At 48.7% G+C, this 24,302-nt stretch carries 19 protein-coding genes; 7 read left to right on the forward strand and 12 right to left on the reverse strand.

Annotated features, from left to right (window positions below):
* Positions 1-21 precede the first annotated feature (21 nt).
* Entirely contained in the window at positions 22-513 is a 492-nt protein-coding gene (locus FC652_RS06185) for a hypothetical protein (protein ID WP_038968303.1), read from the reverse strand.
* A gap of 72 nt (positions 514-585) precedes the next feature.
* On the reverse strand, positions 586-1,026 hold the full coding sequence (locus FC652_RS06190; RefSeq protein WP_038963193.1) for a CopD family copper resistance protein: 441 nt from the start codon (positions 1,024-1,026) through the stop codon (positions 586-588).
* 87 nt (positions 1,027-1,113) lie between these two features.
* On the opposite strand from FC652_RS06190, the gene FC652_RS06195 reads away from it, so the two are divergent.
* Complete coding sequence (locus FC652_RS06195; protein ID WP_050988929.1) at positions 1,114-1,896, forward strand: Crp/Fnr family transcriptional regulator; 783 nt, start codon at positions 1,114-1,116, stop codon at positions 1,894-1,896.
* A gap of 63 nt (positions 1,897-1,959) precedes the next feature.
* Here FC652_RS06195 and sstT read toward each other — a convergent pair whose 3' ends face one another.
* From sstT to malT, 7 genes are all read right to left on the reverse strand, one after another.
* The gene (gene sstT, locus FC652_RS06200) at positions 1,960-3,180 is read right to left on the reverse strand and encodes a serine/threonine transporter SstT (RefSeq protein ID WP_133295537.1); all 1,221 of its coding nucleotides are present in this window, start codon (positions 3,178-3,180) and stop codon (positions 1,960-1,962) included.
* 282 nt (positions 3,181-3,462) lie between these two features.
* Positions 3,463-4,524: a ribosome small subunit-dependent GTPase A gene (gene rsgA, locus FC652_RS06205; RefSeq protein ID WP_176297913.1), complete on the reverse strand. Its 1,062-nt coding sequence runs from the start codon at positions 4,522-4,524 to the stop codon at positions 3,463-3,465.
* A 305-nt stretch (positions 4,525-4,829) separates the two neighbouring features.
* On the reverse strand, positions 4,830-5,279 hold the full coding sequence (locus FC652_RS06210; protein WP_176297914.1) for a copper chaperone PCu(A)C: 450 nt from the start codon (positions 5,277-5,279) through the stop codon (positions 4,830-4,832).
* 1 nt (position 5,280) lies between these two features.
* On the reverse strand, positions 5,281-5,880 hold the full coding sequence (locus tag FC652_RS06215; RefSeq protein ID WP_011082133.1) for an SCO family protein: 600 nt from the start codon (positions 5,878-5,880) through the stop codon (positions 5,281-5,283).
* Positions 5,877-6,320, reverse strand: a complete 444-nt coding sequence (locus tag FC652_RS06220; protein ID WP_044024003.1) for a hypothetical protein — start codon at positions 6,318-6,320, stop codon at positions 5,877-5,879. The genes FC652_RS06215 and FC652_RS06220 overlap by 4 nt, the downstream gene beginning before the upstream one ends.
* 135 nt (positions 6,321-6,455) lie before the next feature.
* Positions 6,456-7,376: a DUF368 domain-containing protein gene (locus FC652_RS06225; RefSeq protein ID WP_086016894.1), complete on the reverse strand. Its 921-nt coding sequence runs from the start codon at positions 7,374-7,376 to the stop codon at positions 6,456-6,458.
* A gap of 470 nt (positions 7,377-7,846) precedes the next feature.
* The gene (gene malT / locus FC652_RS06230) at positions 7,847-10,555 is read right to left on the reverse strand and encodes an HTH-type transcriptional regulator MalT (RefSeq protein ID WP_176297915.1); all 2,709 of its coding nucleotides are present in this window, start codon (positions 10,553-10,555) and stop codon (positions 7,847-7,849) included.
* 555 nt (positions 10,556-11,110) lie between these two features.
* Here malT and FC652_RS06235 point away from each other — a divergent pair.
* The 4 genes from FC652_RS06235 to rimO all read left to right on the forward strand — a co-directional run bounded on the left by FC652_RS06235 (position 11,111) and on the right by rimO (position 19,923).
* The gene (locus tag FC652_RS06235) at positions 11,111-13,564 is read left to right on the forward strand and encodes a glycogen/starch/alpha-glucan phosphorylase (protein ID WP_176297916.1); all 2,454 of its coding nucleotides are present in this window, start codon (positions 11,111-11,113) and stop codon (positions 13,562-13,564) included.
* Between the two features lie 112 nt (positions 13,565-13,676).
* The gene (gene malQ, locus FC652_RS06240) at positions 13,677-15,857 is read left to right on the forward strand and encodes a 4-alpha-glucanotransferase (protein WP_176297917.1); all 2,181 of its coding nucleotides are present in this window, start codon (positions 13,677-13,679) and stop codon (positions 15,855-15,857) included.
* 267 nt (positions 15,858-16,124) lie between these two features.
* Positions 16,125-18,272, forward strand: a complete 2,148-nt coding sequence (glgB, locus tag FC652_RS06245; RefSeq protein WP_255199141.1) for a 1,4-alpha-glucan branching protein GlgB — start codon at positions 16,125-16,127, stop codon at positions 18,270-18,272.
* A 241-nt stretch (positions 18,273-18,513) separates the two neighbouring features.
* Positions 18,514-19,923: a 30S ribosomal protein S12 methylthiotransferase RimO gene (gene rimO / locus FC652_RS06250; protein WP_045623400.1), complete on the forward strand. Its 1,410-nt coding sequence runs from the start codon at positions 18,514-18,516 to the stop codon at positions 19,921-19,923.
* Positions 19,924-19,999: 76 nt separating this feature from the next.
* Here the strand turns inward: rimO and FC652_RS06255 are convergent, their stop codons facing one another.
* Positions 20,000-20,587, reverse strand: a complete 588-nt coding sequence (locus FC652_RS06255) for a LysE family translocator (RefSeq protein WP_045623403.1) — start codon at positions 20,585-20,587, stop codon at positions 20,000-20,002.
* A 122-nt stretch (positions 20,588-20,709) separates the two neighbouring features.
* Between FC652_RS06255 and FC652_RS06260 the strand changes: the two genes are divergently transcribed.
* The gene (locus tag FC652_RS06260) at positions 20,710-21,150 is read left to right on the forward strand and encodes an Lrp/AsnC family transcriptional regulator (RefSeq protein ID WP_176297919.1); all 441 of its coding nucleotides are present in this window, start codon (positions 20,710-20,712) and stop codon (positions 21,148-21,150) included.
* Here the strand turns inward: FC652_RS06260 and pcp are convergent.
* Positions 21,147-21,785, reverse strand: a complete 639-nt coding sequence (gene pcp, locus FC652_RS06265) for a pyroglutamyl-peptidase I (protein WP_130193164.1) — start codon at positions 21,783-21,785, stop codon at positions 21,147-21,149. The genes FC652_RS06260 and pcp overlap by 4 nt on opposite strands.
* A 407-nt stretch (positions 21,786-22,192) precedes the next feature.
* Here pcp and FC652_RS06270 point away from each other — a divergent pair, with 407 nt between their 5' ends.
* Positions 22,193-23,374 (forward strand): lytic polysaccharide monooxygenase, encoded by a 1,182-nt coding sequence (locus FC652_RS06270; RefSeq protein ID WP_015727385.1) that lies wholly within the window; start codon positions 22,193-22,195, stop codon positions 23,372-23,374.
* 108 nt (positions 23,375-23,482) lie between these two features.
* Here FC652_RS06270 and FC652_RS06275 read toward each other — a convergent pair whose 3' ends face one another.
* Positions 23,483-24,100, reverse strand: coding sequence for an outer membrane beta-barrel protein (locus FC652_RS06275; protein WP_255199138.1), 618 nt, complete (start codon positions 24,098-24,100; stop codon positions 23,483-23,485).
* Between the last annotated feature and the right edge of the window lie 202 nt (positions 24,101-24,302).

The following is a 24,302-nucleotide window of genomic DNA, read 5'->3' on the forward strand; positions in this document are numbered from 1 at the left end:
CACCGAGCATCCGTGTGAGGTTTATTGGGCGGTGCCAGTCCAGTTCAGTTCGATATCCCAAGGGAACAAGCCGTAAATGGCTTCGCCAATCACGCCATCTTGGTCTGAATCCAAGGTTTTGATTTCAAGACCAAAACCGGTATCCGTGATTTCAAACGTGGTACTAGTGTTGGCTTTCGGGAAACCATAAAGCGGGTTATACGCTTGGAAGACGTAGTCAATGGTGTACGTACCGTCCCCATTGTCAGCCAGCGTAATTGGCTGGTGCGCGTTATAGCCAATAGGAATCGAGGCAAAAGCACTGCGAATAAAACCGGCATTGATGGTCACCGTTTTGGCGTCGAAGTCCCACTTCCAGTCGTAACGTTGGGCGCTTTTCGCCATCAATTGGTTGCTGGTGGTCCTCACTTCCAACTGGTAGTTACCGCTGTAGCTGCCGCTTAAGTGTGGCGTGCCCGCAGAAAATGCAGAAAGGGAGACAAAGGCAAGGGCCATTGTGGATAGTTTGAGCATGGTGTCTTTCTCCAAAATTAAAATATGCTTTGGTTGAATCAATGGTGTGTGCATTGCTCTAGCGGCAATTGGCTACCAGTGGATGTAATACATGCCTTTGGCGAGGAAGATGATCGCCAGCATGTGAATGAATACGCTGAGATGGGTGTACTTAAAGCGTTTAGAGGTCATGTTGCCGCAGATCGAGTACTTCATGGCGATCAAGAAATGAGTCAAAACACTCAGCGCCAGTAAGATCTTGATGGTCAACAGGGTCGAAAAGGACGATGCGAACAATGAAGGCAGCGGGCTAAGATGCTGATAGCCCATTAAGCCACCCGTAATGAAGAGTGTTGCCACCACAAAGGGCATGATTTTCCGGCCACGAAGATGGATGCCTTGCTCTACCAGCGACATGGTTTTAGCAGGGAGGTGCGGGCGAATCCCTTCGAGTATCAATACTTCAAACGCGACGATGCCGATAAAGATGGCCGCACATAAAAGGTGTAAACCCACTAATACGCCGTAATGCATGTTGTTAGTCCCAATTCCAGTTAATCTTGTTATTGATGTGTGTGATAATACTTATCAATTAGATTAACATTTGTAATCGGTACTCAAATGACATTTGTCAATTCGGCAAAAAAGATGGACGACTTTACTCGCCAATTGATTCAAGATTCCTTCATCTTTTCAGGTATTCCACTGGAAGCGAAAGTCTCCATTTGCAAAGGAATGCAAGTGGTGCATGTCAAGCAGGGTCGGCACCTGTTTGAAACGGGTGAAAATGCCCAACGGTTTTATTTGATTCAATCGGGTGAAATTTGCCTTTATCGCTTTTCTCCAGAGGGAGAAGAAAAAGTTTTTCAGTTACTCAGTAGTGGCGACAGCATCGCGGAAGCGGTGATGTTCATGCGGCCAAGCCATTATCCAGTCAGTGCCAAAGCCAAAGTGGATTCTGTGGTGCTCTCTTTCTCCAGAGAAGTGCTACTGGCGTTTTGTGAGAAAAACTCTGAGTTTGCGTTTCACTTGCTGGGGGCGATGGCGACCAAGCTCAATCAAGCGGTCAATCGCGTTGATCAACTGACATTGAAAAATGCCAATCAACGTTTGGTTTCTTATCTGTTGGAGCTGTATCAGCAGCAAGGCAGTGATTGGTTGAAGTTACCTGTGGCACACAGTGTCTTGGCGGGGCAACTTAATATTGCGCCAGAAACTTTGTCTCGGTTGTTTAAGAAGCTAAAACAGCAAGAGGTGATCAGTGGTAAAGGTAACGTGGTGGTGCTTTTAGACATTGAAGCCATGTGCCAGTTGGTTAACTTGCCCAATCCCATGGAGGCGTCTTTGGCTTGTTCAAGCCAAGCTTGGGGCGGTTGCTGTAATCTTTCAGGTCAGTGGATTTAACCCCCAAAAATGAAAACGCCCTGCATAAAGCAGGGCGTTGCAGTATTGAGCAGTGAGGCAAGATTAACCTTTTGCTTTCTGCGCTTCTGACTCACAGACAGCGGCAGTAAATACCACGTCCGTTGAGCTGTTTAGCGCCGTTTCAGCAGAATCTTGAATCACACCGATGATGAAGCCAACCGCGACCACTTGCATCGCGATGTCGTTTGAAATACCAAACAGGCCACACGCAAGTGGGATCAGGAGCAAAGAACCGCCAGCAACACCTGATGCACCACAAGCAGAAACGGCAGCAACCACGCTCAGTAGAATCGCTGTCATCAAGTCTACTTCGATACCCATGGTATGAACGGCAGCCAGCGTCAGTGTGGTGATGGTGATGGCCGCACCCGCCATGTTGATGGTTGCACCCAGTGGGATAGAGACAGAGTACGTATCTTCGTCTAATTTTAGTTTTTCACACAACGCCATGTTTACCGGAATGTTGGCGGCACTTGAACGAGTGAAGAAGGCCGTTACACCACTTTCACGTAGGCATTGGAATACCAATGGATATGGGTTTTGCTTGGTTTTCACGTAAACCATGGCAGGGTTCACTATCAACGCAATGATCGCCATGGCGCTCAGCAACACCACCAATAGGTGCGCATAGCCAGCTAAGGCATCGAAACCCGTCGTCGCGAATGTAGAAGCCACTAAGCCAAAGATACCAAATGGCGCAAGACGAATGATGAAGCGCACGATGTGAGAAACACTGTGGCTCAGGTCTTCAAATACCGCTTTGGTGGTGTCTGATGCGTGGTGAAGTGCCAAACCAAGGCCGACACCCCATGCCAAAATACCAATGTAGTTTGCGCTCATAAGTGCATTAACTGGGTTATCAACCAACTTGAACAGCAAGGTTTTGATCACTTCCAGAATGCCTTGAGGAGGGTTTGCCCCTTCTGCGCCAGTGACTAGAGTTAATGTCGTCGGGAACATGAAGCTCAAAACAACGGCTGTTAGAGCGGCAAAGAAAGTCCCGGCTAAGTACATTACAATGATAGGGCGCATATGGGTGTGTTGGTTTTTCTTTTGATTAGCAATCGAAGCGGCGACCAAAATGAACACAAGAATAGGGGCGATCGCTTTCAGTGCGCCGACAAACAAGCTGCCTAGCATACCGACACTTTCCGCTGAGCTTGGTGAAACCAACGCGAGCGAGATACCGAGGATGATACCGACTAAGATTTGGAGCACCAGATTGCCTTGGGCAAATCGGGCGATAAGACTGTTATGTTGCATACATCATTCCTGCATTTATCAGAATTATGGTTATTTGAATAATCGTTTTATAGAACTAATAAAAATTCAGCCATTTTTATGCTGAATGGAACCTATAGTAGCTTGGTAATATTTTGTGTCTAGTTTTAGTTTGTTTTTGGGGTTATTGTTTGTTCAATGTTGTGATGCATGGTTAAAAGTGTTGAATAATGGTGAATTTGACATGGTGATTGGTAAGGAGAAAGCATAACCAAAGTGAATGAATGCCCACTTTGGTTATGAAAAAGTTACGCTCTGTTGAGGTTAATAGGTGGTTTTGAGTTTTTGCTTGTCACTTTGCACGTGACGGTACATTTTGCCAATTTGTTTCATTCTGTTCCTTTGCTCTGCAAACGTTGAAGCGTTGTAGGCTTGTTCTCGTTGCAGCTTAAAGTAGTTTTGTAAACGTCTGGCTTCCAAGGTGCCATTGTTAATCGCTTGTTGAACGGCGCATCCTGGCTCTTGCTGATGCTGACAATCTTTAAAGCGACAGTGTTGCGCGAGCGTTTCGATCTCAGCAAAAGTCTCGCTGACGCCTTCACTACAATCGGCAAGTTGCAGTTCACGCATTCCCGGTGTATCGATGATCAATGCACCATCAGGGATCATATGAACAGAGCGTGCCGTGGTGGTGTGGCGGCCTTTGCTGTCATCTTCACGAATTCCACCCGTTTGTTGGGTCTCCTCCCCTAGTAAGGTATTGGTGAGTGTCGATTTACCCACACCAGATGAACCAATAAATGCCACCGTTCTACCTTTGACACACCAAGGTTGTAATGCCGCGACGCTGGCAGGATCGAGCGCATTTACCGCCTCTACCCATAATGTTGCACTGAGCTGCTGAACCTGCGTAATGTTTTGCTCAGCCTGTGGAGATAAATCGGCTTTGGTGAGCACCACCACAGGCTCGATGTGCGCTTCTTTTGCAATGCTCAGATAGCGCTCAATACGGCTGAGGTTAAAGTCATCATTGAGCGAGCAGACGATAAACAGTGTATCGACATTGGTGGCGATCAACTGCTCCGCAATTTTGCTGCCAGCCGCTTTGCGACTCAGTTCGCTTTGGCGTTCAAGTAGACGTTTAAACTGTTGCTGCTCATCGAGCAAAACCCAATCGCCAACCGTCATTTTCGGTTGAGCATGGTGAATGGCAAGGTGAAAGCGCCCTTGTTCACTGCAAAGCTGATAACCACTGCGATGATGAGCAACGATACGGCAGATCTGCGTATTTTCGTAATCTTCAAGCGTCAGTTGTTGTTGAAAAAATGGTTTCCAGCCTAGTTGAGTCAAAGTGTAAGGCTGAGAAGACGTCATTGTGTTGTTCATTGCGAATTTTCCCGGTGCGCAAAAGCACCCACTAAGTAATAGCTTCAGGGTTTCATTCGTAAATCAAATAGAATCACCCCGGTTTGACCGGGCAAATTGAGAAGGGAAGGGAGAAGTCGCGTAATGCGATAATAGAATTGAAAACGGACTTTCCGTTAACCCAACCATGCCCTTTGAGTTTGGTTTGTTACAATCATCAGAATTCCTCCAGTCAGTCATAGAAACCGCATGAGTATACGTTGCATAAAGAAAAGGAGCAAACTGAGTTGCTCCTTTTTTGCATTTTGCTGTCAGCTGCCAAGGACTTAGTGGCCTGAGTGCTGCATGCCTTTCATTACTTTTTTTACCGGCGCTTGGAAGGTCATCTTTTCACCGTTGGCGAAAGTCACCGTGACATCGATCTGCTCACCTTCATTCAGTGGTGCTTTGAGAGCAAACAGCATGATGTGAAGGCTGCCCGGTTTGAGCACAGTCTTGCCTTTCGCTGGGATCTCAATCGAATCAACTTGACGCATCTTCATCACATCGCCTTCTTTGATGACGTCATGCAGTTCCACTTTGCCTGCTGCTGGTGTTTCTGCGGCAACAATCGTGCGCACGTTGTCACTGCGGTTCATCAGTTCAACAAAGACCGCACTGTTCACGGCACCTGGGGCCATCGCTCGGGCATAAGGGTGGTGAGCCATGAGATCCATTTGCGCGCTAACCAACGGGCTGACAAATAGTGCGGCAAGCGCGAGAGCTTTAAGTTTCATCCTAATTTCCTTGGGTTATCGTTTTTATTGCTTCCACAATCGGAGCGGGAGTTAAGGTGTGTGGCACTTTGGTGATCAAGGTGCCATCGGGCTGCAAAAAGTAGAAGTAAGAGCTGTGATCGAGCGTGTACTTCAACTCTGAGTCTTTTAATTCTGTTTTGCGGAAAATGACCCCGTAGCGTTTGGCCAGTTCCGTGGTGACGTCCAGTGAAGAAGAGAGCCCTTCAATCATTGGGTGGAAATAGTGGGCGTACTGCGCAGAAAGCTTCGCGTCATCACGCTCTGGATCGAGCGAAATAAACAGAGGGCGCAGCTTCGCCTTGGTGGCATCGTCCAACTCGTTCAAAGCGCCAGAGAGCATCGCCAAAGACGTCGGGCACACATCTGGGCAGCGCGTAAAACCAAAATAGACCACACGGATGCGCGTATCTTCCGTGTCAAAAATGTTCACCGCTTGCTCATCTTGCCCATAGAGCATGGCTGCTGAGTGCGTTGGTGGTGTGGCTTCGTTTTCCACTTTACCTTGCAGATCCAAATAGCTTTTGAGTGCAAATCCAAGCACAAAAGCGACCACCAGAAAGAGAGACCAATTTTTACTCATCGTTGCATCCTTATTGCAGGGTAAACCGTGGTAGTACCGTCGGTAAGCTCGCCTAACCACGTCATCGCATCGGTGGTGCAAACGGGCAGAATCACTTCACCGCGAAAAAGACCGGGTGAGGTTTGCTTTAAGATAAACTTTGGCGTGCCCATTTCCATTTCTAGCCCGCGCAGACTCAGCATAAGTTGCTCACCGCTTGTCGAAGGCCATTCCACCGTGATTTCACTGGCAATCAGCGGTTGCGCGGTATCGTTGCTTAACGTCATGCTTACCGCTTGCTGCGTGCAAGCTTGGGTTGAGAGCATGCAATAATCCTCTAACCGAGGCGCAGATTGAGCCACAGCGGTTGTGTCGGATGAAAACAGCTGTACGATGTCTTTGGCAAAGAATCCGCCTGAGAGAGCGACGATAAACGCGATAATTTTCAGTATGTTGTTCATTATTTTTGAAGCTGGAAGAAGCGTGAGGCGATCCTACCACATTCCATTTGAAACACTGCGACAGCCGTTGAAAATTGTGCGTTAGCAATAAAAAAGCGGAGAGGATTCTCCGCTTTGAACTGATTTAGGTCGGGGTTATTTGGCGTTGGCTTCGGCAAACTTCTCTAAGCCCAGCACCAAAGCAATGGCGACCAGCGCCATGATAATCGCCATCACCCATTGCGAAGGTTGCGAGGTCAGCGCTTCGAACTCAAAAGGTGACAGGTTGTGTTGCACTAATGGCACTTGCTCACCTTTAGAATTCAAACGCCAGCTAATGGTCTCTTTCCACGGCCAGATTTTCGGCAGTGTGCCGATCATCAATCCCGTTAAGAACATTAGAGTGAAATCGCGGAACTTGCGCAGCAACCAGGACAACACGTGAGAGAAAGTCAGCAGGCCTGTTACACAGCCCACTAAGAACAGCGCCAGAATGTCAACTTGGAAGCTTTTAACAGCGCCAAGAACCGGCGCGTACATGCCAATGAGCAGCAGAATAAAGCTGCCTGAAATACCCGGTAGAATCATCGCGCAAATCGCAATTGCCCCCGCAATCAAGACATTGATGGACGTGGGTTCTAAATGAAGTGGTTTAAGCACAGTAATGCTGTAGGCAAACGCGATGCCGAGAAACAACAGAGCGAAACGAGTGAGGTCTTTTTTCTCAACCTGTTTGAGGATGTGATAAACCGATACCAAGATGAGACCAAAGAAAAACGACCAAATTGGAATAGGGTGATTGGCCAAAAGCCAAGTGATCAGTTTGGCAAGCGTTGCGATACTAGTCAGTACGCCACCAAACAAAGCGATTAAGAAAAAGCCGTTAATGTGGTTAAACGCCGCCTTAAAGCCTTCTGCACGCCAGATTTTTATCACGCTAGGGTTAATGCGACGAATGCTTTCGAGCAAGGTGTCATAGATACCCGTAATAAACGCGATTGTGCCACCAGAGACACCTGGCACCACGTCGGCGGCGCCCATCGCTAAACCTTTTAAGAAAGTAAACAAATAATTCATGTCGTTGAAATCGTAAAAAAGCAGTGCAGCGAGTATACCCAGATTCATGTCAAAAAAGTATGAAATTACGTGGACATAGCGCTCCTTGCCTTCGAACAATGGTCACGATTCTTATCTTTTAGATTCATCGTATAAAAAGTAAGCGCAACTGTATTCACAATGGCTATTTGCATAACCATTTGCAAAATGCTTTTGCATAATGCAAAAATTATTTTAGCAATAGTTAATATATGAGATATTCAGCCCAAAAATAGGGCTTTTAAAGTTGGCATGATTAATGCATAATACTTCTCGACCCTTATTAAGCCGAGGGTCACCTAGCCAACTGACGTTGTTAGTGAATACACATTGTTCACATCATACATAAGCCAATCGCACTTATTTTGCGGTTGGTTTTTTTTTGCTTGTGATTTAGGAAGCATTTTGAAGTGTGGATAAAAAAGGCAGTCTGAGACTGCCTTAAGAAACGTTTAATACCCCATCAACTGCAAGAGATTCTCTGCGGTGGTGACCGCTTCTTTACGGTTGGCGATATTGAGTTTTTGGTACAAGTTGCGGATGTGGGTTTTGATGGTGGTGCCCGCAACATCGAGCTCTTGGGCGATCTGCTCGTTACTAAAGCCAGAATAGATCAAGCCCAGCACTTGCCACTCTCTTTGTGTCAGTGGGCTGGTGCGCACTAACTCAGGCACATTCGGGTGGGTGACCAGTTTCTCGACAAATTCTTCGTCAAAGTGAACCGAGCGGCTGCGCTGATTGGAAGAGATATCTTTCATCAATTGCAGCGCGCGGTGGCGTTCTAAGTCGCCCAGCTCATGCCGGTTGGTGAGTTTTTCCAACAAGGTGCCAATGGTCGCGCCATCAATTAAGAAATTACCGACCATACCGGTTTGGTTGGTGAGCTGCAGTGCTTCCTTAAGCAGCACTTTGGCTTGATTTTCATCTTTCTGATGAACAGCAAAAATTGCTTCAATGATCAGGTTACGGTTGCGATCGGTGACTAAGTTCGCTTTCTCAGCCTCACTTTGCAAGAAATCCAAGGCTTGGCGCGCTTGGTCGTATTGACCAAGGTTGATGTGAGCACGAGCGATATTACGCCACTGCAACTGACAGAAGTGGTTGCAGGCATTTTCAGGACGCACAGCCGTGTCTAGCCACTCTTGAATTGCGTTGAGTTTGCCTTTTGCTTGCCAGTATAGGATCAGTGAAAGTGACGCATTGGCGGTCCAATCCACGTGGTAGGTGGACTGCTTCATCAAATGTTGAATGTGTTCGATGAACTTGCCTGCGCGATCGAGCTCGCCACGGCCAATCGCAATGCGAGCCAGCATCGAGTAACTGTGCAAGTGTTTACTTGGCGCATGATTTTCCAGAATTTGCAGCCCTTTGTAAGCGTATTCTTCGGCTTCGTCCAAACGGTTCCAACACCACAACACTTGCGCTCGCACGCGCAGCAAGAACTCATGCAAAGGCACATGTTGCAGCTGCTGCTCTTCAATCAGACGGAAGGCGGAATCTTGCAGCTCGAACGCGGCTTGCACATAGCCCTGCGCGATAAGAATTTCACTTTGCTGCAAAATCGCCCACAGTGCTTGGTGGTAAACCTGGTATTGGCGCGCCAGCTTTTCGGTTTGCTGCATCATGGGTAGAGCGCGATCAAGGCGGCCAATCACGTGGTTCACTTCCCCTACGACTGAAGTCGCGACGATGCGGCTGCGATAAACCGTGCTATCCAGCTGGCTTAGTGCCAGTTCAGCCAGCTCGAGAGCTTTTTCTGGATCGTTGCTGTTGATCGCTACCTGAGCCAGTAATGCATTCGCTTGGCCTTGGTATTGGATATCAAGGTCAATATTGCGCTTTTTGTGCTCATTTTCTGCTTCGGCCAGTAAGGTGCCCACTTGGTTGTAGCGGTGCTGACTTTGTGCAAGCCAAGCGCGGAGCATCGTCAGTTTTGGGTTACTGAACAGCAGATCTTTTTCCAGCAGGTTGATGGCGGATTCTAGAGTAGACAGCTCGCCTTGGTTGAACATTTTCCAACCAAACTCGTTGAGGATCTCCGCCACCAGTTCTCCGTCATACGCTTTTTGGGCGTGACGAATCGCTTGATGCGGGGATTTTTGTTTCAACCACGCAATGGCGGCATTGCGGTTCAGCTCCTGCTCCTGTTGTGGAATTCGTGCTTGACGCTCATGCGACAAAAACTCGCCAAACAAGTTGTGGAAGCGGTACCAATTCTGCTCCCCTTCAAGCGGGTAGATGAATAAGCCGTAGCGGTTGAGAGATTCAATCATCCCCAAGGCATCTTCACGCTGGGTGAGAGCGTAGACTAACTCATCGTTAAAGTGATCGAGCACCGACACCTGCATCAAGAATTTGCGTGTATCGGCATCGAGCAGGTCAAACACCTCTTCCACCAAATAATCCCAGAGATGCGCATGGTTAAACTGGGAAACCGATTCGGCCGATTGCGCTAAGGTGCGTTTTTGATGCTGTGCTTGTAGCGCGATCAGCTGCAATGCCGATGGCCAACCTTCGACATAATTACAGAGGCTGTTGGCCGTGTCTTCATCGATACCATCGGCGACACGCTGGTTGAAAAATCGTGTGGTCTCTTCGGTATCGAAGGCTAACATCTCATTGCCAATCTCAATCATCAGATCGCGCACACGCAAGTTGGCCGTGCCCAAAGGTGGGTTGGCACGGCTGGTCACCACAAGGGTGAGGTTGTCTGGCATGTGTTTTAGGAAGAAACGCATCGCTTCGTGCACTTCTTCATTGTTGATCAGGTGGTAGTCATCCAGTACCACATAGCACTCTTGATGAAAGTCGACCATTTCGGCGAACACATCGCTAAACAGCGAGCGCAGCGAGGAAAATTGGCGCTTTTCTGCCAATTTTTGTGCATTGTTGCAGTTACCATTGGTCGCTTTATTGAGGGCTTGCAGCAGGTAGTTAATGAAGCGGAAACCGTCGTTATCACTGTCATCAATGCTGTACCAACCCAGATTGGTTTTGTCGGCCAACCATTGCGCAGCCATGGTGGTTTTTCCATAGCCTGCAGGAGAGCGGAACAGCACCAACTTATAGTAAGGGGCTTGTTGCAGCAGCTCTAACACTCTCGGGCGGACAATCGCATTATGCAGTCGGCCTGGGCGTGTGAGTTTTGAAGGAATCCACATTCTAATACTTCCTTTTTATATTGGGTTTCTCATGGCAGAAAAACCGGATGTAGCCAGCGAACAAAAATTAGGCAAAGTGCTCGAATTGCTGGGCATGTTACGTTAAAGAAATCACCTCAGACTTTGATCAACTTCCTAATTCTCAAGAGTTGATTGTTTTGACGTCAACTACGCCCCAATTTTGTGAATTAGATCTATAAATTATCCATCTTAATCGTTAAGCAAGAATGGCATTGCGCAATATCTTGCAACATTTTTCATAAATGAAAGTTTTATTGTGACCGAATTTGCAGAAATGAATTTTCTAAAATCTAACTTCAACCTGAGCGTCATATTTGCCATCTAGAGTTATTAGTTGATGGCTGTGATCTCAATCACTGCAATCTGGTGCCCGAGTGGGAAAGGTGAGAGGCGGATCACTAACCGTCCCCCAATCCCCCCTCTACGCCCTTGCCCCTCCTCCTGTAGAGGCTGAAAACTAGGAGGATGTTTATTCATTGCCATCCATGCACGATGTATCGCAGATGGATTAGAACCAAAAGTGAGATTTCGGTAATGAAACCTACTCAACAGAAACAGTTCGACAAAGTGTCGTTCCAAGAAAGTGTTAAAAAACACCTGTCAGCAACTTATGCACACACGCTTGAAAACGCAGATAGCCGCGCTTGGTATCTAGCGATGGGCCGTGCGTTAGCAGAGCTGACGACTTTTGATTTGCTGGCAACAGAGACAGACAAAAAAATCGTTGAAGCGAAAAGCGTCAACTACCTATCGCTTGAATTCTTGATTGGCCGTTTAACCGGTAACAACTTGATCAGCATGGGTCTGTACGAGCAGATCACCGAAGCGATGGCAGAGCTTGGCCAAAACCTAACGGATCTTCTTGAAGAAGAACGCGACCCATCATTGGGTAATGGTGGTCTAGGCCGTCTAGCAGCGTGTTTTATGGATTCTTTGGCGGCGCAAGAGTTCCCAACCGTGGGTTACGGCTTGCACTACGAATACGGTCTATTCAAACAATCCTTTGAAGCAGGCCGTCAAAAAGAAGCGCCAGACGCATGGCGCGGTGTAGAAGGCTACCCGTGGGAAGTGGCTCGTCCTGAATTGGCTCAAGAGATTGGTTTCTACGGTCGCGTGGAAGTCATCAACGAAGGTAGCAAAGAGCGTCGTCAGTGGGTACCGGGCATGCACGTTAAAGCCATGCCATGGGATCTACCGATCGTAGGTTACGAAAGCGATACTGTTTATCCGCTACGTTTGTGGGAATGTCAGGCGATTGCGCCATTCTCACTAGAGAGCTTCAATAACGGTAACTACTTTGAAGCGCAGCACGCACTGATCGACGCGGGCAACATCACCAAAGTACTTTACCCGAACGACAACCACGAAAAAGGCAAAACGCTACGTTTGATGCAGCAGTACTTCCACAGTGCAGCATCAGTACGCGATATCCTTCGTCGTCATGAAGCGGCTGGCCACACATTGGCTTCGCTACCAAACTTTGAAACCATTCAGTTGAACGACACGCACCCAACCATCGCGATTCCTGAGTTGATGCGTATTCTGATTGATGAAAAAGGCCTAAATTGGGATGAAGCGTGGGCGATCAGCTCGAAGACATTTGCTTACACCAACCACACGCTATTGCCAGAAGCATTAGAAACGTGGAGCGAATCTCTGATTCAGCACCTACTTCCTCGTCACATGGAAATCATTTACGAAATCAACCACCGCTTCCTACAAGAAGTGCGTGCGAAGTGGCCTGGTGATGTTGCGAAGCAGCAGAAGCTTTCTATCATCCAAGAAGGTTTCCACCGCATGGTTCGCATGGCAAACCTGTGTGTGATTGGCTCTTACGCAGTAAACGGGGTAGCGGCACTCCACTCTGAGTTGGTTAAACGTGACCTATTCCCAGAGTTTGATGAGCTTTACCCAACACGTCTACAAAACGTGACAAACGGTGTAACTCCACGTCGTTGGTTGAAATTCTGTAACCCAGGTTTGTCTGCTCTGATCTCTGAGAAGATTGGTACGGATTGGCCTGCGCACCTAGAGCAGCTAGAAGGTGTTGCCAAGTTTGCTGATGACGCGAAATTCCAGAAGGAATACATGGCGGTTAAGAAGGCGAACAAAGAGCGCTTAGCGAACTGGGTGAAAGAGAACATGAACATCGATCTCGATACTAATGCGATCTTCGATGTGCAAATCAAGCGTCTACACGAGTACAAGCGTCAGCACCTAAACATGCTGCACATTTTGTCTCTGTACCACCGCCTATTGAACGATGCGAACTTCGACATGGCGCCACGCGTGGTGTTCTTCGCAGCGAAAGCGGCACCGGGTTACCACCTAGCAAAAGAGATCATTTTTGCGCTGAACAAGATTGCAGAGAAGATCAACAACGATCCACGTATCGGTAACAAGCTAAAAGTGGTCTTCATTCCTGATTACCGCGTGAGCATGGCTGAAATCATCATTCCAGCGGCGGATGTGTCTGAGCAAATCTCAACCGCAGGTAAAGAAGCATCCGGTACTGGTAACATGAAGATGGCACTGAACGGTGCGTTGACTATCGGTACTATGGACGGCGCGAACGTTGAGATTCGTGAAGAAGTGGGCGATGACAACATCTACATCTTCGGTCTAGAAGTGGATGGCGTAGAAGCGCTGAAAGCGAAAGGGTACAACCCATTCGACTACTACAACGCAGACCCACTACTGAAAGCGTCGATGGATCTTCTTCTTGGTGAAGAGTTCACTCCGGGTCAACCTGGCCTACTACGAGCGACCTTCGATAGCCTACTAGATGGCGGTGACCCGTACCTATGTCTTGCAGACTTCGCTTCTTATGTGAAAGCGCACGAAGCGATGGACAAACAGTACCGCGATCAAGCCGGTTGGGCGAAAAAAGCGATTCTGAACACCGCTTTGGTTGGCAAGTTCAGTTCAGACCGCTCCATTCGCGATTACGTGAACAACATTTGGAAACTCGAAGCTGTTCACCGTTAATCAACAAAACCAAGGTAGCCCAATGGCTGCCTTGGTCCTTTATCTACAGATAATGACTAGCAGCAAATAAACCCTACATTGAAGGTTTTCAGAAGTACCTTCGGAGAGAGCGATGAAAGAACAAACAGCATTAAAGAAAGTCGCAGAAATGGCACGATTAGCTGACAGCTATGTCAGCGCTTGGGGAGACGAAGCATTGGTCTCCGAAGAAACGCTACGCCGCCTGCTCAACTCTCTTGGCTATGACACTAGCAGCGATGAAAAACTACTGGCTTCAGCTGAGAAAAAACTCAAAAAAGACGTATTGGCGCCAGTATTGGTATTGCGTGATGGCGATCCGGTGGAAGTGGAGCTGAATCTTGGCACCAGTGCGCGTGAAAGCGAGTTCAACTGGCGTTTAGAAACAGAACAAGGAGAGGTACTGGAAGGCTATCTTCAGTCACAGATTGTTCGCGATGAACGTGCCGAGGGTGGCCCTCTAGTGTTTGCCCTGCCAAAAGATTTGGCTTGGGGTTATCACAAACTATACGTGAGCCGTAAGCGTCGTAAAGCACCGTATGAAATGGCGTTGATCATCACGCCACGCGCTTGTTTCAAACAAGATTCTCTAGAGTTGAACAAAAAGCTCTGGGGCCCAAGTATTCAGCTTTACACCCTACGCACCCAACACAACTGGGGCATCGGTGATTTCGGCGATCTTAAATTGCTGGTGAGTGACATCGCATCTCGCGGTGGTGATTTCATCGGTCTGAACCCGATCCACTCGCTATTCCCTGCCAACCCAGAAGGCGCTAGCCCATACAGCCCATCGTCTCGCCGTTGGTTGAACATTCTTTATATCGATGTGAGCTCTGTTCCTGAGTTTGCGCTCAGTGCGGAAGCACAACAGAAAGTTGGCAGCGCCGAGTTCCAGCAGCGCCTGCAAAAAGCGCGCGAATCACATTGGGTGAACTACACCGAAGTGGCAGAGCTGAAAATGAGCGTATTGCCACTGCTGTTTGCGGAGTTTAAAACTCGCCATCTCGACAAAAACAGCGATCGTGCTCGCGCGTTCCTAGAGTTTGTGGAAGAAGGCGGTGACAGCCTGGTGCACCAAGCGGCGTTCGATGCATTGCACGCAGATCTGCACGCGCAAGATTCAAACGTGTGGGGCTGGCCGGTTTTCCCTGAGCAATACCGCCGCTTTGATTCGGCTGCAACGCAGAAATTCATCAAAGACAACCAAGAAAAAGTGCACCTTTACATGTACTTGCAGTGGATTGCCGACGGCCAGATCAAAGAAGCGCAAGCGCTGGCTGAAGAGAAAGGCATGTCTGTTGGTCTCTACCGTGACCTTGCGGTCGGTGTGGCCGATTCTGGCAGCGAAACATGGGCTGATAACGGCAACCTAGTACTGGATGCCAGCATCGGTGCGCCACCGGATATCCTTGGTCCACTGGGCCAAAACTGGGGTCTGCCACCACTCAACCCTGAAGTGCTGCAAGCCACCGGTTATGACGCGTACATCAAACTGCTACGTGCCAACATGAAACATTGTGGCGCACTGCGTATTGACCACGTACTTGGCCTTCTTCGCCTATGGTGGATTCCAAAAGGCGAAAAAGCGACAGAAGGGGCGTACCTCTACTACCCAGTCGAAGACATGCTAGCGATTTTGGCGTTGGAATCTCACCGTCATCAGTGCAGCGTGATCGGTGAAGACTTGGGTACGGTGCCAGATGAAATCGTTGATATCCTACGTGATGCGGGCGTGCACTCATACAAAGTGTTCTTCTTCGAAACGTCAAAAGAAGATGGTGGTTTCATTTCGCCAAAACACTATGCCGATCAGTCGATGGCGGCCTTGTGTACCCACGATATGCCAACGCTTCGCGGCTTCTGGCATTGTGATGACCTCAAAATGGGTCGCGAAATTGGCCTTTATCCAAACGAAGAGCAGCTCAATGGCTTATTCGACGATCGCCTAAAATGCAAGCAAGGCATTCTGGACAGCGTGCGTTGGCATGGTTACTTGCCAGAAGGCATTGGTCACGATGCGCAATATGTGCCAATGGATGCGCACTTAAGTGAAGCATTACAGTTGCATGTTGCAGCAGGCGCGTCCGCGCTGCTCAGTGTTCAGCTTGAAGACTGGTTGCAAATGGACAACCCAGTCAACATCCCAGGCACAGTCGATGAGTACCCGAACTGGCGTCGTAAATTGTCGATGAACCTTGAAGAGATTTTCAGCCGTGAGGATGTGAATCGAATCGCTCGTCGTTTAACGGAAGTGCGCGCGCAAGCGAGCAAATAAGAGTGAACTCAATGAGATGACCCATATGTAATGACTTGATTTGCAGATAGAAACTACAGCCTGGGTCACTCTCTGTTTACCAGTAAAATGGTAGAATGAGGTACCGTTATTATGCCCGCACCAATAGCGGGCATTTTTATTATTTGCGTACCTTGTGGATGAACAAGAATAAGTACGCGGTCGTGAACGAGGATTTTGTTCACAACGTTGGCTGTTTGGCGAGGGAAAAAAGGTTTGAAAAAATTAGTAAAAAGTAAAGTGAATCAGATGTTTGAGAAATTATCTCAAGCCGCTTGTTCAGAGCCGTTTGCATTTTTAGGTCCATTTATTGACCCAACACAAGGGGCATTGCGCGTCTGGATGCCGGGTGCAACGGGGGTGGCGTTGGTATTAGAAGGCCAACCACGTATTGCGCTAGAGCGAGAAAAAGAGAGCGCCTTCATTCTCAAAGCCGATCTCAATCTGCATCTTACCCATTATCAATTGGCGATCGATTGGAATGGCGTCGAGCAACTTGTCGATGACCCGTACCAATACCACGGTATCTACGCGGAGTATGACGATCTCCACACGCCGAAAACCATGTATCAACACATGGGCTCACAGTTTGTAACGCTTGAGCGCGACGGCAAATCAATCTCAGGTATCCGTTTCTTGGTGTATGCGCCGCATGCGACCGCAGTGAGTCTCGTGGGCTGTTTCAATGATTGGGATGGCCGACGTCATCCAATGCAGCGCCTTGATTACGGCATTTGGGGTTTATTCATTCCGGGGTTAACCGAAGGGGTGAGCTACAAATTTGAAATGAAAGGGCCGAAGGGGGAAGGCTTACCACACAAAGCTGACCCTTGGGGTTTCTACGCCGAGCAATACCCGTCTTTTGCTTCCGTCACGTACGATCACGCCCGCTACCAGTGGCAAGATGCCCAGTGGCAAACTCGCCCAGTGACCGAGAAACGCAAAGAAGCGCTCTCTTTCTACGAGTTGCATGCTGGTTCTTGGAAGCGCAACGAGCAAGGTGAGTTCCTGAATTATCGCGAACTGGCCGCCGAGTTGGTGCCCTATTTGGTGGATATGGGCTACACCCATGTTGAACTGATGCCTGTCTCTGAGCACCCGTTCTACGGCTCTTGGGGTTACCAGCCTGTGGGTCTCTTTGCGCCAACCAGCCGCTATGGTTCACCCGATGATTTCAAATTCTTCGTCGATGCCTGTCACCAAGCTGGCATTGGTGTGGTACTGGATTGGGTGCCTGCGCACTTCCCATCGGACGATCACGGCTTGGCCAATTTTGATGGTACGCCATTGTTCCACGACCCAGATCCACGCCGCGGCTGGCACCAAGACTGGAACTCGTTTATCTACGATCTTGGCCGCGAGCAAGTACGCCGTTTCTTGGTTTCTAACGCACTGTATTGGTTTGAGCAGTTCCACATCGATGGTATTCGGGTGGATGCGGTGGCATCGATGCTGTATCTCGATTATTCACGCAGCCATGGCCAGTGGATCCCGAACATGGATGGCGGCAACGAAAACTACGATGCGATTGCCACCCTAAAATGGATGAATGAGGAAGTGTACAAATACTTCCCGAATGCGATGACGATTGCGGAAGAGTCGACCGCTTTCCCGGGCGTGTCCGCACCGACCTTTATGGGCGGTTTGGGCTTTGGCTTTAAGTGGAATATGGGTTGGATGCACGATAGTCTTTCTTACATCAAAGAAGAGCCTGTTCATCGCAAATACCACCACAATACCCTCACGTTCCCACTCGTTTACGCTCACAGTGAGAACTACGTCTTGTCGCTTTCTCACGATGAAGTGGTGTACGGCAAAGGTTCTATTCACAACAAAATGCCAGGTGATGAATGGCAGCAAACCGCCAATTTACGTGCGTATTTGGGTTACATGTATGGTCAACCGGGCAAAAAACTCAACTTTATGGGCGCGGAAATTGGCCAAACAGCAGAGTGGAATCACGATGACCAACTGCAATGGTTCTTGCTCGATTTCCCACGTCACCAAGGCGTGCAAGCCTTGACGCGTGATCTCAACCACTTGTATCGCAACCAAGCGGCGCTGCACGATCAAGATTGCATCCCAGCCGGTTTTGAGTGGCGTTTACAAGATGCTGCCGAGCAGAGCATTATTGCTCATGAGCGTATCAGTGAAGCAGGCGAGCGTATCTTGGTGGTGAGTAACTTTACTCCAGTGCCACGTGATGAATTCCGCTTAGGCGTGCCAAACAAAGGCCACTACCAATTGCTGCTCAACACCGACGACAGCAAATACGCAGGCAGCGGCTACGAGGTTGTAGTAGACGTCAAGAGCGAAGCGGTGGTCAGTGAAGATTTGCCTCAGTCGATTGTGTTACGCCTACCGCCACTGTCGACCCTGTTCTATAAGCTTTGCTAATCGTTCCTTATCGCAGCGTCAAGAGGGAGGCAAAATGCCTCCCTTTTTGTTTGTTTTTTGCACAAAATTCTATCTCTAGATCTATGCAATTTTTTATCCTCAGTTATAATTCGCGCTCGCGATACCTAAGCGGCTTTTAACAAACAACAGAAGCCTTTTCGCTATCGATTTTTTACCAGTAAACAGTGGCGATTCGATCACTGATGACTGGCACCAATCAACACTGGAAGCAAAGCAAGTAATGACAGTTCAAACGTTTACGCCAAACCAAACCACAACGTTGGATACGGCCAAAAAAACCATCGAGCAACAGAGCCAAGAATTGACGCCAAGCGGCGGCAATAAAGTGGGCTTTGTCTCCTTGGGTTGTCCTAAAAACCTCGTTGATTCTGAACGAATCCTGACGCAACTTCGCACCGAAGGCTATGAAATCGTCAACAGCTACCACGATTCGGACGTGGTGATCGTCAATACTTGTGGCTTTATTGATAGCGCGGTTCAAGAATCGCTCGACACCATCGGTGAAGCGCTAAAAGAGAACGGCAAAGTGATCGTGACCGGTTGCTTGGGCGCCCGTGAAGATGAAATTCGTGAAGTGCACCCAGGCGTTTTAGGCATTACGGGCCCACATGCGTATGAAAACGTGTTAGAGCACGTGCATCAGTTTGCGCCAAAGCCAGAGCACAACCCGTTTACCAGCCTAGTGCCTGACCACGGCGTGAAGCTGACGCCTAAACACTACGCTTACCTAAAAATATCGGAAGGCTGTAACCACCGTTGTACCTTCTGCATCATCCCGTCCATGCGTGGTGACTTGGTCAGCCGCCCAGTGGGAGAAATCCTCAGTGAAGCAGAACGCCTGAAAAACGCAGGGGTGAAAGAGCTATTGGTGATCAGCCAAGACACTAGTGCCTACGGTGTAGACAGCAAACACAGCCTGGGTTTTGCTAACGGTTCACCTGTGCGTCAAAACATCAAAGCGCTGAGTGAAGAGTTGGGCAAAATGGGCATTTGGGTGCGCCTGCACTACGTTTACCCGTACCCACATGTGGATGATTTGATCCCGCTGATGGCGGAAGGAAAAATCCTGCCTTACTTGGATATTCCATTCCAGCACGCCAGCCCGAATGTACTTAAAGCGATGAAGCGCCCTGGCCGTGCGGAACGCACGCTCGATCAAATCAAAAAATGGCGCGAGATCTGTCCAGAATTGGTGATTCGCTCAACCTTTATCGTTGGTTTCCCAGGCGAAACGGACGAAGATTTCGAGATGCTGCTAGAGTGGTTAAAAGAAGCGCAATTGGATCGCGTGGGCTGTTTCAAATACTCACCAGTAGAAGGGGCGGCTGCAAACGACATTGATGATCAGATCTCGGAAGAAGTGAAGCAAGAGCGTTTTGAGCGTTTCATGCTGGTTCAACAAGAAATCAGCGCGGCGAAGCTGCAAAAACGCATTGGCAGCACCATGAAAGTGATCATCGATGAAGTGGACGAAGAAGGCGCGATTGGCCGCACCTACGCAGATGCACCAGAAATCGATGGTTTGGTTTACCTCAACGGTGAAACCAGCCTTAAAGCGGGTGAGTTGGTGGACGTGCTTATCGAGCACGCTGACGAATACGACCTGTGGGGCTCGTTGGTTCGCGCCTAATCTCACCGTGTAAAGTCACACCGACAAAGAGCCGATGATTCGGCTCTTTGTTTTTTCTGTCACTCTCTCTCTGCGGTTAGTTGAGCATCGGCACAGTCGACAGCAACAGCAGCAATGCCATGCTGATATTAAAGCTCTTTACTCGCGTATGCGTGGTGAGCCAGCGCTGTAACTGAGTTCCAGCAGCAGTCCAAAAGCTGACCGAAGGTAGATTGGCCAAAATGAATACCCCAGCGATCAAAACCAGCTCCCACCATTGACTCCCGGTGCTGTAAACGCTGACTGCCGTCAGGGCCATGGTCCAGCCTTTTGGGTTCACCCACTGAAAACTTGCCGCTTGCAAAAAACTCATCGGTTTAAAATCTTTTCGCTCACTGGCTTTGCCGCTTAAAGCAATCTTCGCCGCCAGATAAACCAAATAGCTCAAACTGAGGTACTTAAGGATTTGGTGCGAGAGTGGGTAGCTGTGAAAAAGCCCCATCAAACCTACACCAATGAGCATCACCATCACCGCAAAGCCAAGCGTAATGCCGAGCATGTGCGGAATGGTACGAACAAACCCGACATTGGCGCCGGAGGTCATCAACATAATGTTGTTGGGACCGGGGGTAAACGTCGATACAAAGGCAAACAGCGCCAAGGCGCTGAGCTGAGACAGCTCCATTTTTTCTCTCCTACACGTTGATAATTGTTTTCTGACCGGTCAACACAATCATAGGTAGTTATCGTCGCAATTTTGTGCTTTTATTTGATCACCAAACCGACACTGCGCAAGAAAATTTCACTATGGATAGATTTGACGAAAAAATATTGCACGCCCTCAAGCGTGATGGCCGAATTTCAAATGTAGAGCTCTCAGAAAGAGTGGGATTGTCGCCTTCCGCTTCTCTGCGCCGCGTGCAGGAGCTGGAGCGAAAAGGGGTTATCAAGGGGTATCGTGCGGTATTGGATAGCAACCAATTGGGGATCGGTTTTGTCGCTTACGTGTCGATTGGTTTGGCATCGCACAGCAAAAAAGCGCAGCAAGAGTTTGAAGATCACGTCCGCTTCGTTGATGAAGTGGTGGAATGCCACAACATTACTGGTGCCAACGAGTATTTGTTACGGGTAGAAACCAAAGATCTCGTCACGTATAAGAAGTTTCACGCCGATGTGCTGGGTGAATGCGAGCAGGTAAAATCCATCACCACCATGGTCGTGATGGATTCGCCGAAAGATGAGCGTTAACAAATCGTTCCGCCCGTGTGTTTGGTGTCTTGTTCTGTTTCAAGACAGGTCATCATCATAATTTCCAAGCCATGTACCAATGTCTCTAAGCTCATACTCGGTTGGTTGGAAGCACTGGCTTGCTCTGGCAGCAGAGGGATGTGGATAAATCCACTGCGAATTGCGCGTGTGTGCAAATGATGCTGAACACCGTAGAAAAGGTGATTGCACACAAACGTGCCTGCGCTGTGAGAGAGTTGGCACGGGATGCCTGCTTGTTGCAGCGCGTGGGTGATCGCCTTCACGGGTAAGGTCGAAAAATAGGCAGCAGGGCCCGTTGCTATGATCGGCTCGTCCACCGGTTGATGGCCGGCATTGTCTTCGATGCGATAGTCATCCAGATTAATCGCAACACGCTCAGGAGTGATGGCGCAACGCCCTGACGCTTGGCCAATCATGAGTACTAAATCTGGTTGATGTGTTTCAACGGCTTGCAGCACTGTCTCGATCGCTTGGTAGCGAACCACAGGCACTTCACAGCCAATGATCTCCACCTGCGGCAAAGCGCGCGAAGCCATTTGCTTGACCAACTCCAGTGAGGGGTTGATTGATTCGCCACCAAATGGCTCAAATCCGGTGAGTAGTACCTTGCGCATAGAAAATATCCTTTAGACAACTGCTTCGCATAGAAAACCGCTCTGCACTATGCATCAAATCCGTCGGCTTGCCAACGAATCCGCCATAAACCTTGCCGAGTCAATTTGAAGTGACTCGAAAATGTTTGTTACACCAATCTCCGTGCTACAAAACGTCTGGAAAGCAGGTAGCAAACTCGCGACAAAAACACCCGACAATTTGCCCTATCCACACTATGAAACAGACATCCTGCTAGCTTTATTACACCCGAATAAGATCGGGGTTAGAGGTTCTGTTACCCAAACTACGGGGAGTTGCAGGTAGGCGGCCAGTGAATGAGCGTAGCCAACGCCACTGCGACATCAAGTAGTACGGGTATACTCTCCCGTATGCCGTAGAGGGAGTGACAATCACAAAAGGAAATAGGATGAAAAAAGCACTTTCTTTATCGCTGGCTGGTGCCAGTGTTCTTGCCGCGTTAAGCACCTTTCAGGTTCAGGCCCATGGTTGGGTTGAATACCCAAGTGCCAGACAAAATACCTGTTATGAAGATGGCGGTTTTTGGACCAATGAGATCCCAAACCAAGCATGTCAGGCGGCGTTTGATGCCTCTGGCGCTTACCCATTTGTGCAACGCAGCGAAATTGCCGCAAACGTACCGAATTACCGCGATATGGCGCATGTCAAAGCGATCGTACCGAATGGCGAGCTTTGTTCTGCGGGCGATTCTGCCAAAGCGGGATTAAACATCCCTTCACCTTATTGGCAGCGCACGTCAATCACGCCAGATGCGAACAATCAAATTGAACTGGTGTTCTTTGGTAAAGCGCCGCACAACCCTTCTTACTGGGAATTTTACTTAACCAAGCCGAGCTACGATGCGTCATTGCCGTTGACTTGGGATGATCTGGATCTAATTGACACCGCAGGTGACATTTTTGTCGATGAGCAAAAACGCTACCGTATGAAAGTGACCTTCCCGGCGGATCGCAGTGGTGATGCCATTCTCTACACGCGCTGGCAGCGCATTGATGTGGTTGGCGAAGGTTTCTATAACTGCAGTGACATTACCTTGAGAAGCGGAGGCACAACACCACCAACAGACCCAACCGAGCCACCAACGGAACCAGGCAACAACCTCAGCGTACTTGGCTATTTTGTTCCACAAGGTTTTGGCCCTGTTGAATCTGGTGATACGGTTCGCTTGCGTACCTTTGACGCGACGGGCGCTGAGCTGGTGGACATCTCATTGGCTATTTCTGCCAACAACACTGGCACTTGGGCTGCGGAGCTGGCGGGGCAATTTAATGGTCAACAGCATAAAGATTGGTACATCGGCATTTGGCATCAAGAGATGAATCACTACATGTACGACAGCAGCAATGTGTTTGCTAACCAAGTGCATGCACCAAGTGCTAACTTTAGCTACGCGCTTTCGTTGATCAAGGCGGATACCACGCCTCCAACGTTACCTACCAACGGTTGGAGCAAAGAGAAAGTGTATGTCGCGGGCGATGTGGTGAGCCACAATGGTCGTGAGTGGACTGCGCAATGGTGGACAACGGGTGAAGAGCCGGGAACCACGGGTGAGTGGGGCGTTTGGCGTTAAGCGATTGTTCTGCTTCAACACTGAGGAGGCTGCGGCCTCCTTTTTGCTTCTTATTTTTTATTGCTTAGTATCAAGTATCAAATACGCCACCTCCTTGTGGCCACATCGTTAGATGTCGAACAACACGCCAATTTTGATGGCTTGCTGATCAAACTCTTTTTTAATTTCAGGACTATCGACGTAGAGTGCATCGGTCAAATATTGGTAGGAGAGCGTCATCGAGAAGCGTGGTGTGAAATGCCATTCACTGCCTACTTCAATGCCACTGTGTACCGAGCTATTGCGCGTTTTTTTACGCTCATTCGTCGTCATGATCAGTGAGTCGTCAATATAAGACGCTGTGTATTGATCCCAATCGGTGCTTGTGGTGGTGTAGTGCAGTGTTGGCTTTCCGTAGAGGCTGAGCTTATTGGCCACGCGCCAAGAAAATTTAGGACCAATGTTGAGATTAAGGCTTTGGGTTTCTAAAGAAATGATCGCTTTATCCAGATGACCTTCAGCGTAGGAATAGCTCACTGTTTGGCTGATAGGGTTAGCCAACCAATACGATACGCCCGCTTCCAATGCGAACCAATCGATAAATTGATAACCCAATGTCGCGCCAATACCAACGCCTACTTTTTTAGGACTCACATCGTAGAGGTGATCTTGTTCGAGATCGTCGCTCTGATAGGAATAAAACGAAACGCTTTGGTCGGTACCGAGGTAAAAACCTTGCTTAGCCAAAGTGATAGGCGACACCAGTATTAGGCAAGCGGGGCTTTGTTGCGTAATTCGAGGGAACTAAATCAGAAGGTTACGATCTGATCGGTTAAGTAAGTTCATTCCCCTAGTCTCATGCCGAAACCTCGCTACAAAACAACGAACTGGAATCAGTACAACAAAGCCTTAATCAACCGTGGTTCACTCACTTTCTGGATTGATGAAG

The organism is Vibrio sp. 05-20-BW147, from assembly GCF_013369385.1.
In the GTDB taxonomy this organism is placed as follows: domain Bacteria; phylum Pseudomonadota; class Gammaproteobacteria; order Enterobacterales; family Vibrionaceae; genus Vibrio; species Vibrio floridensis.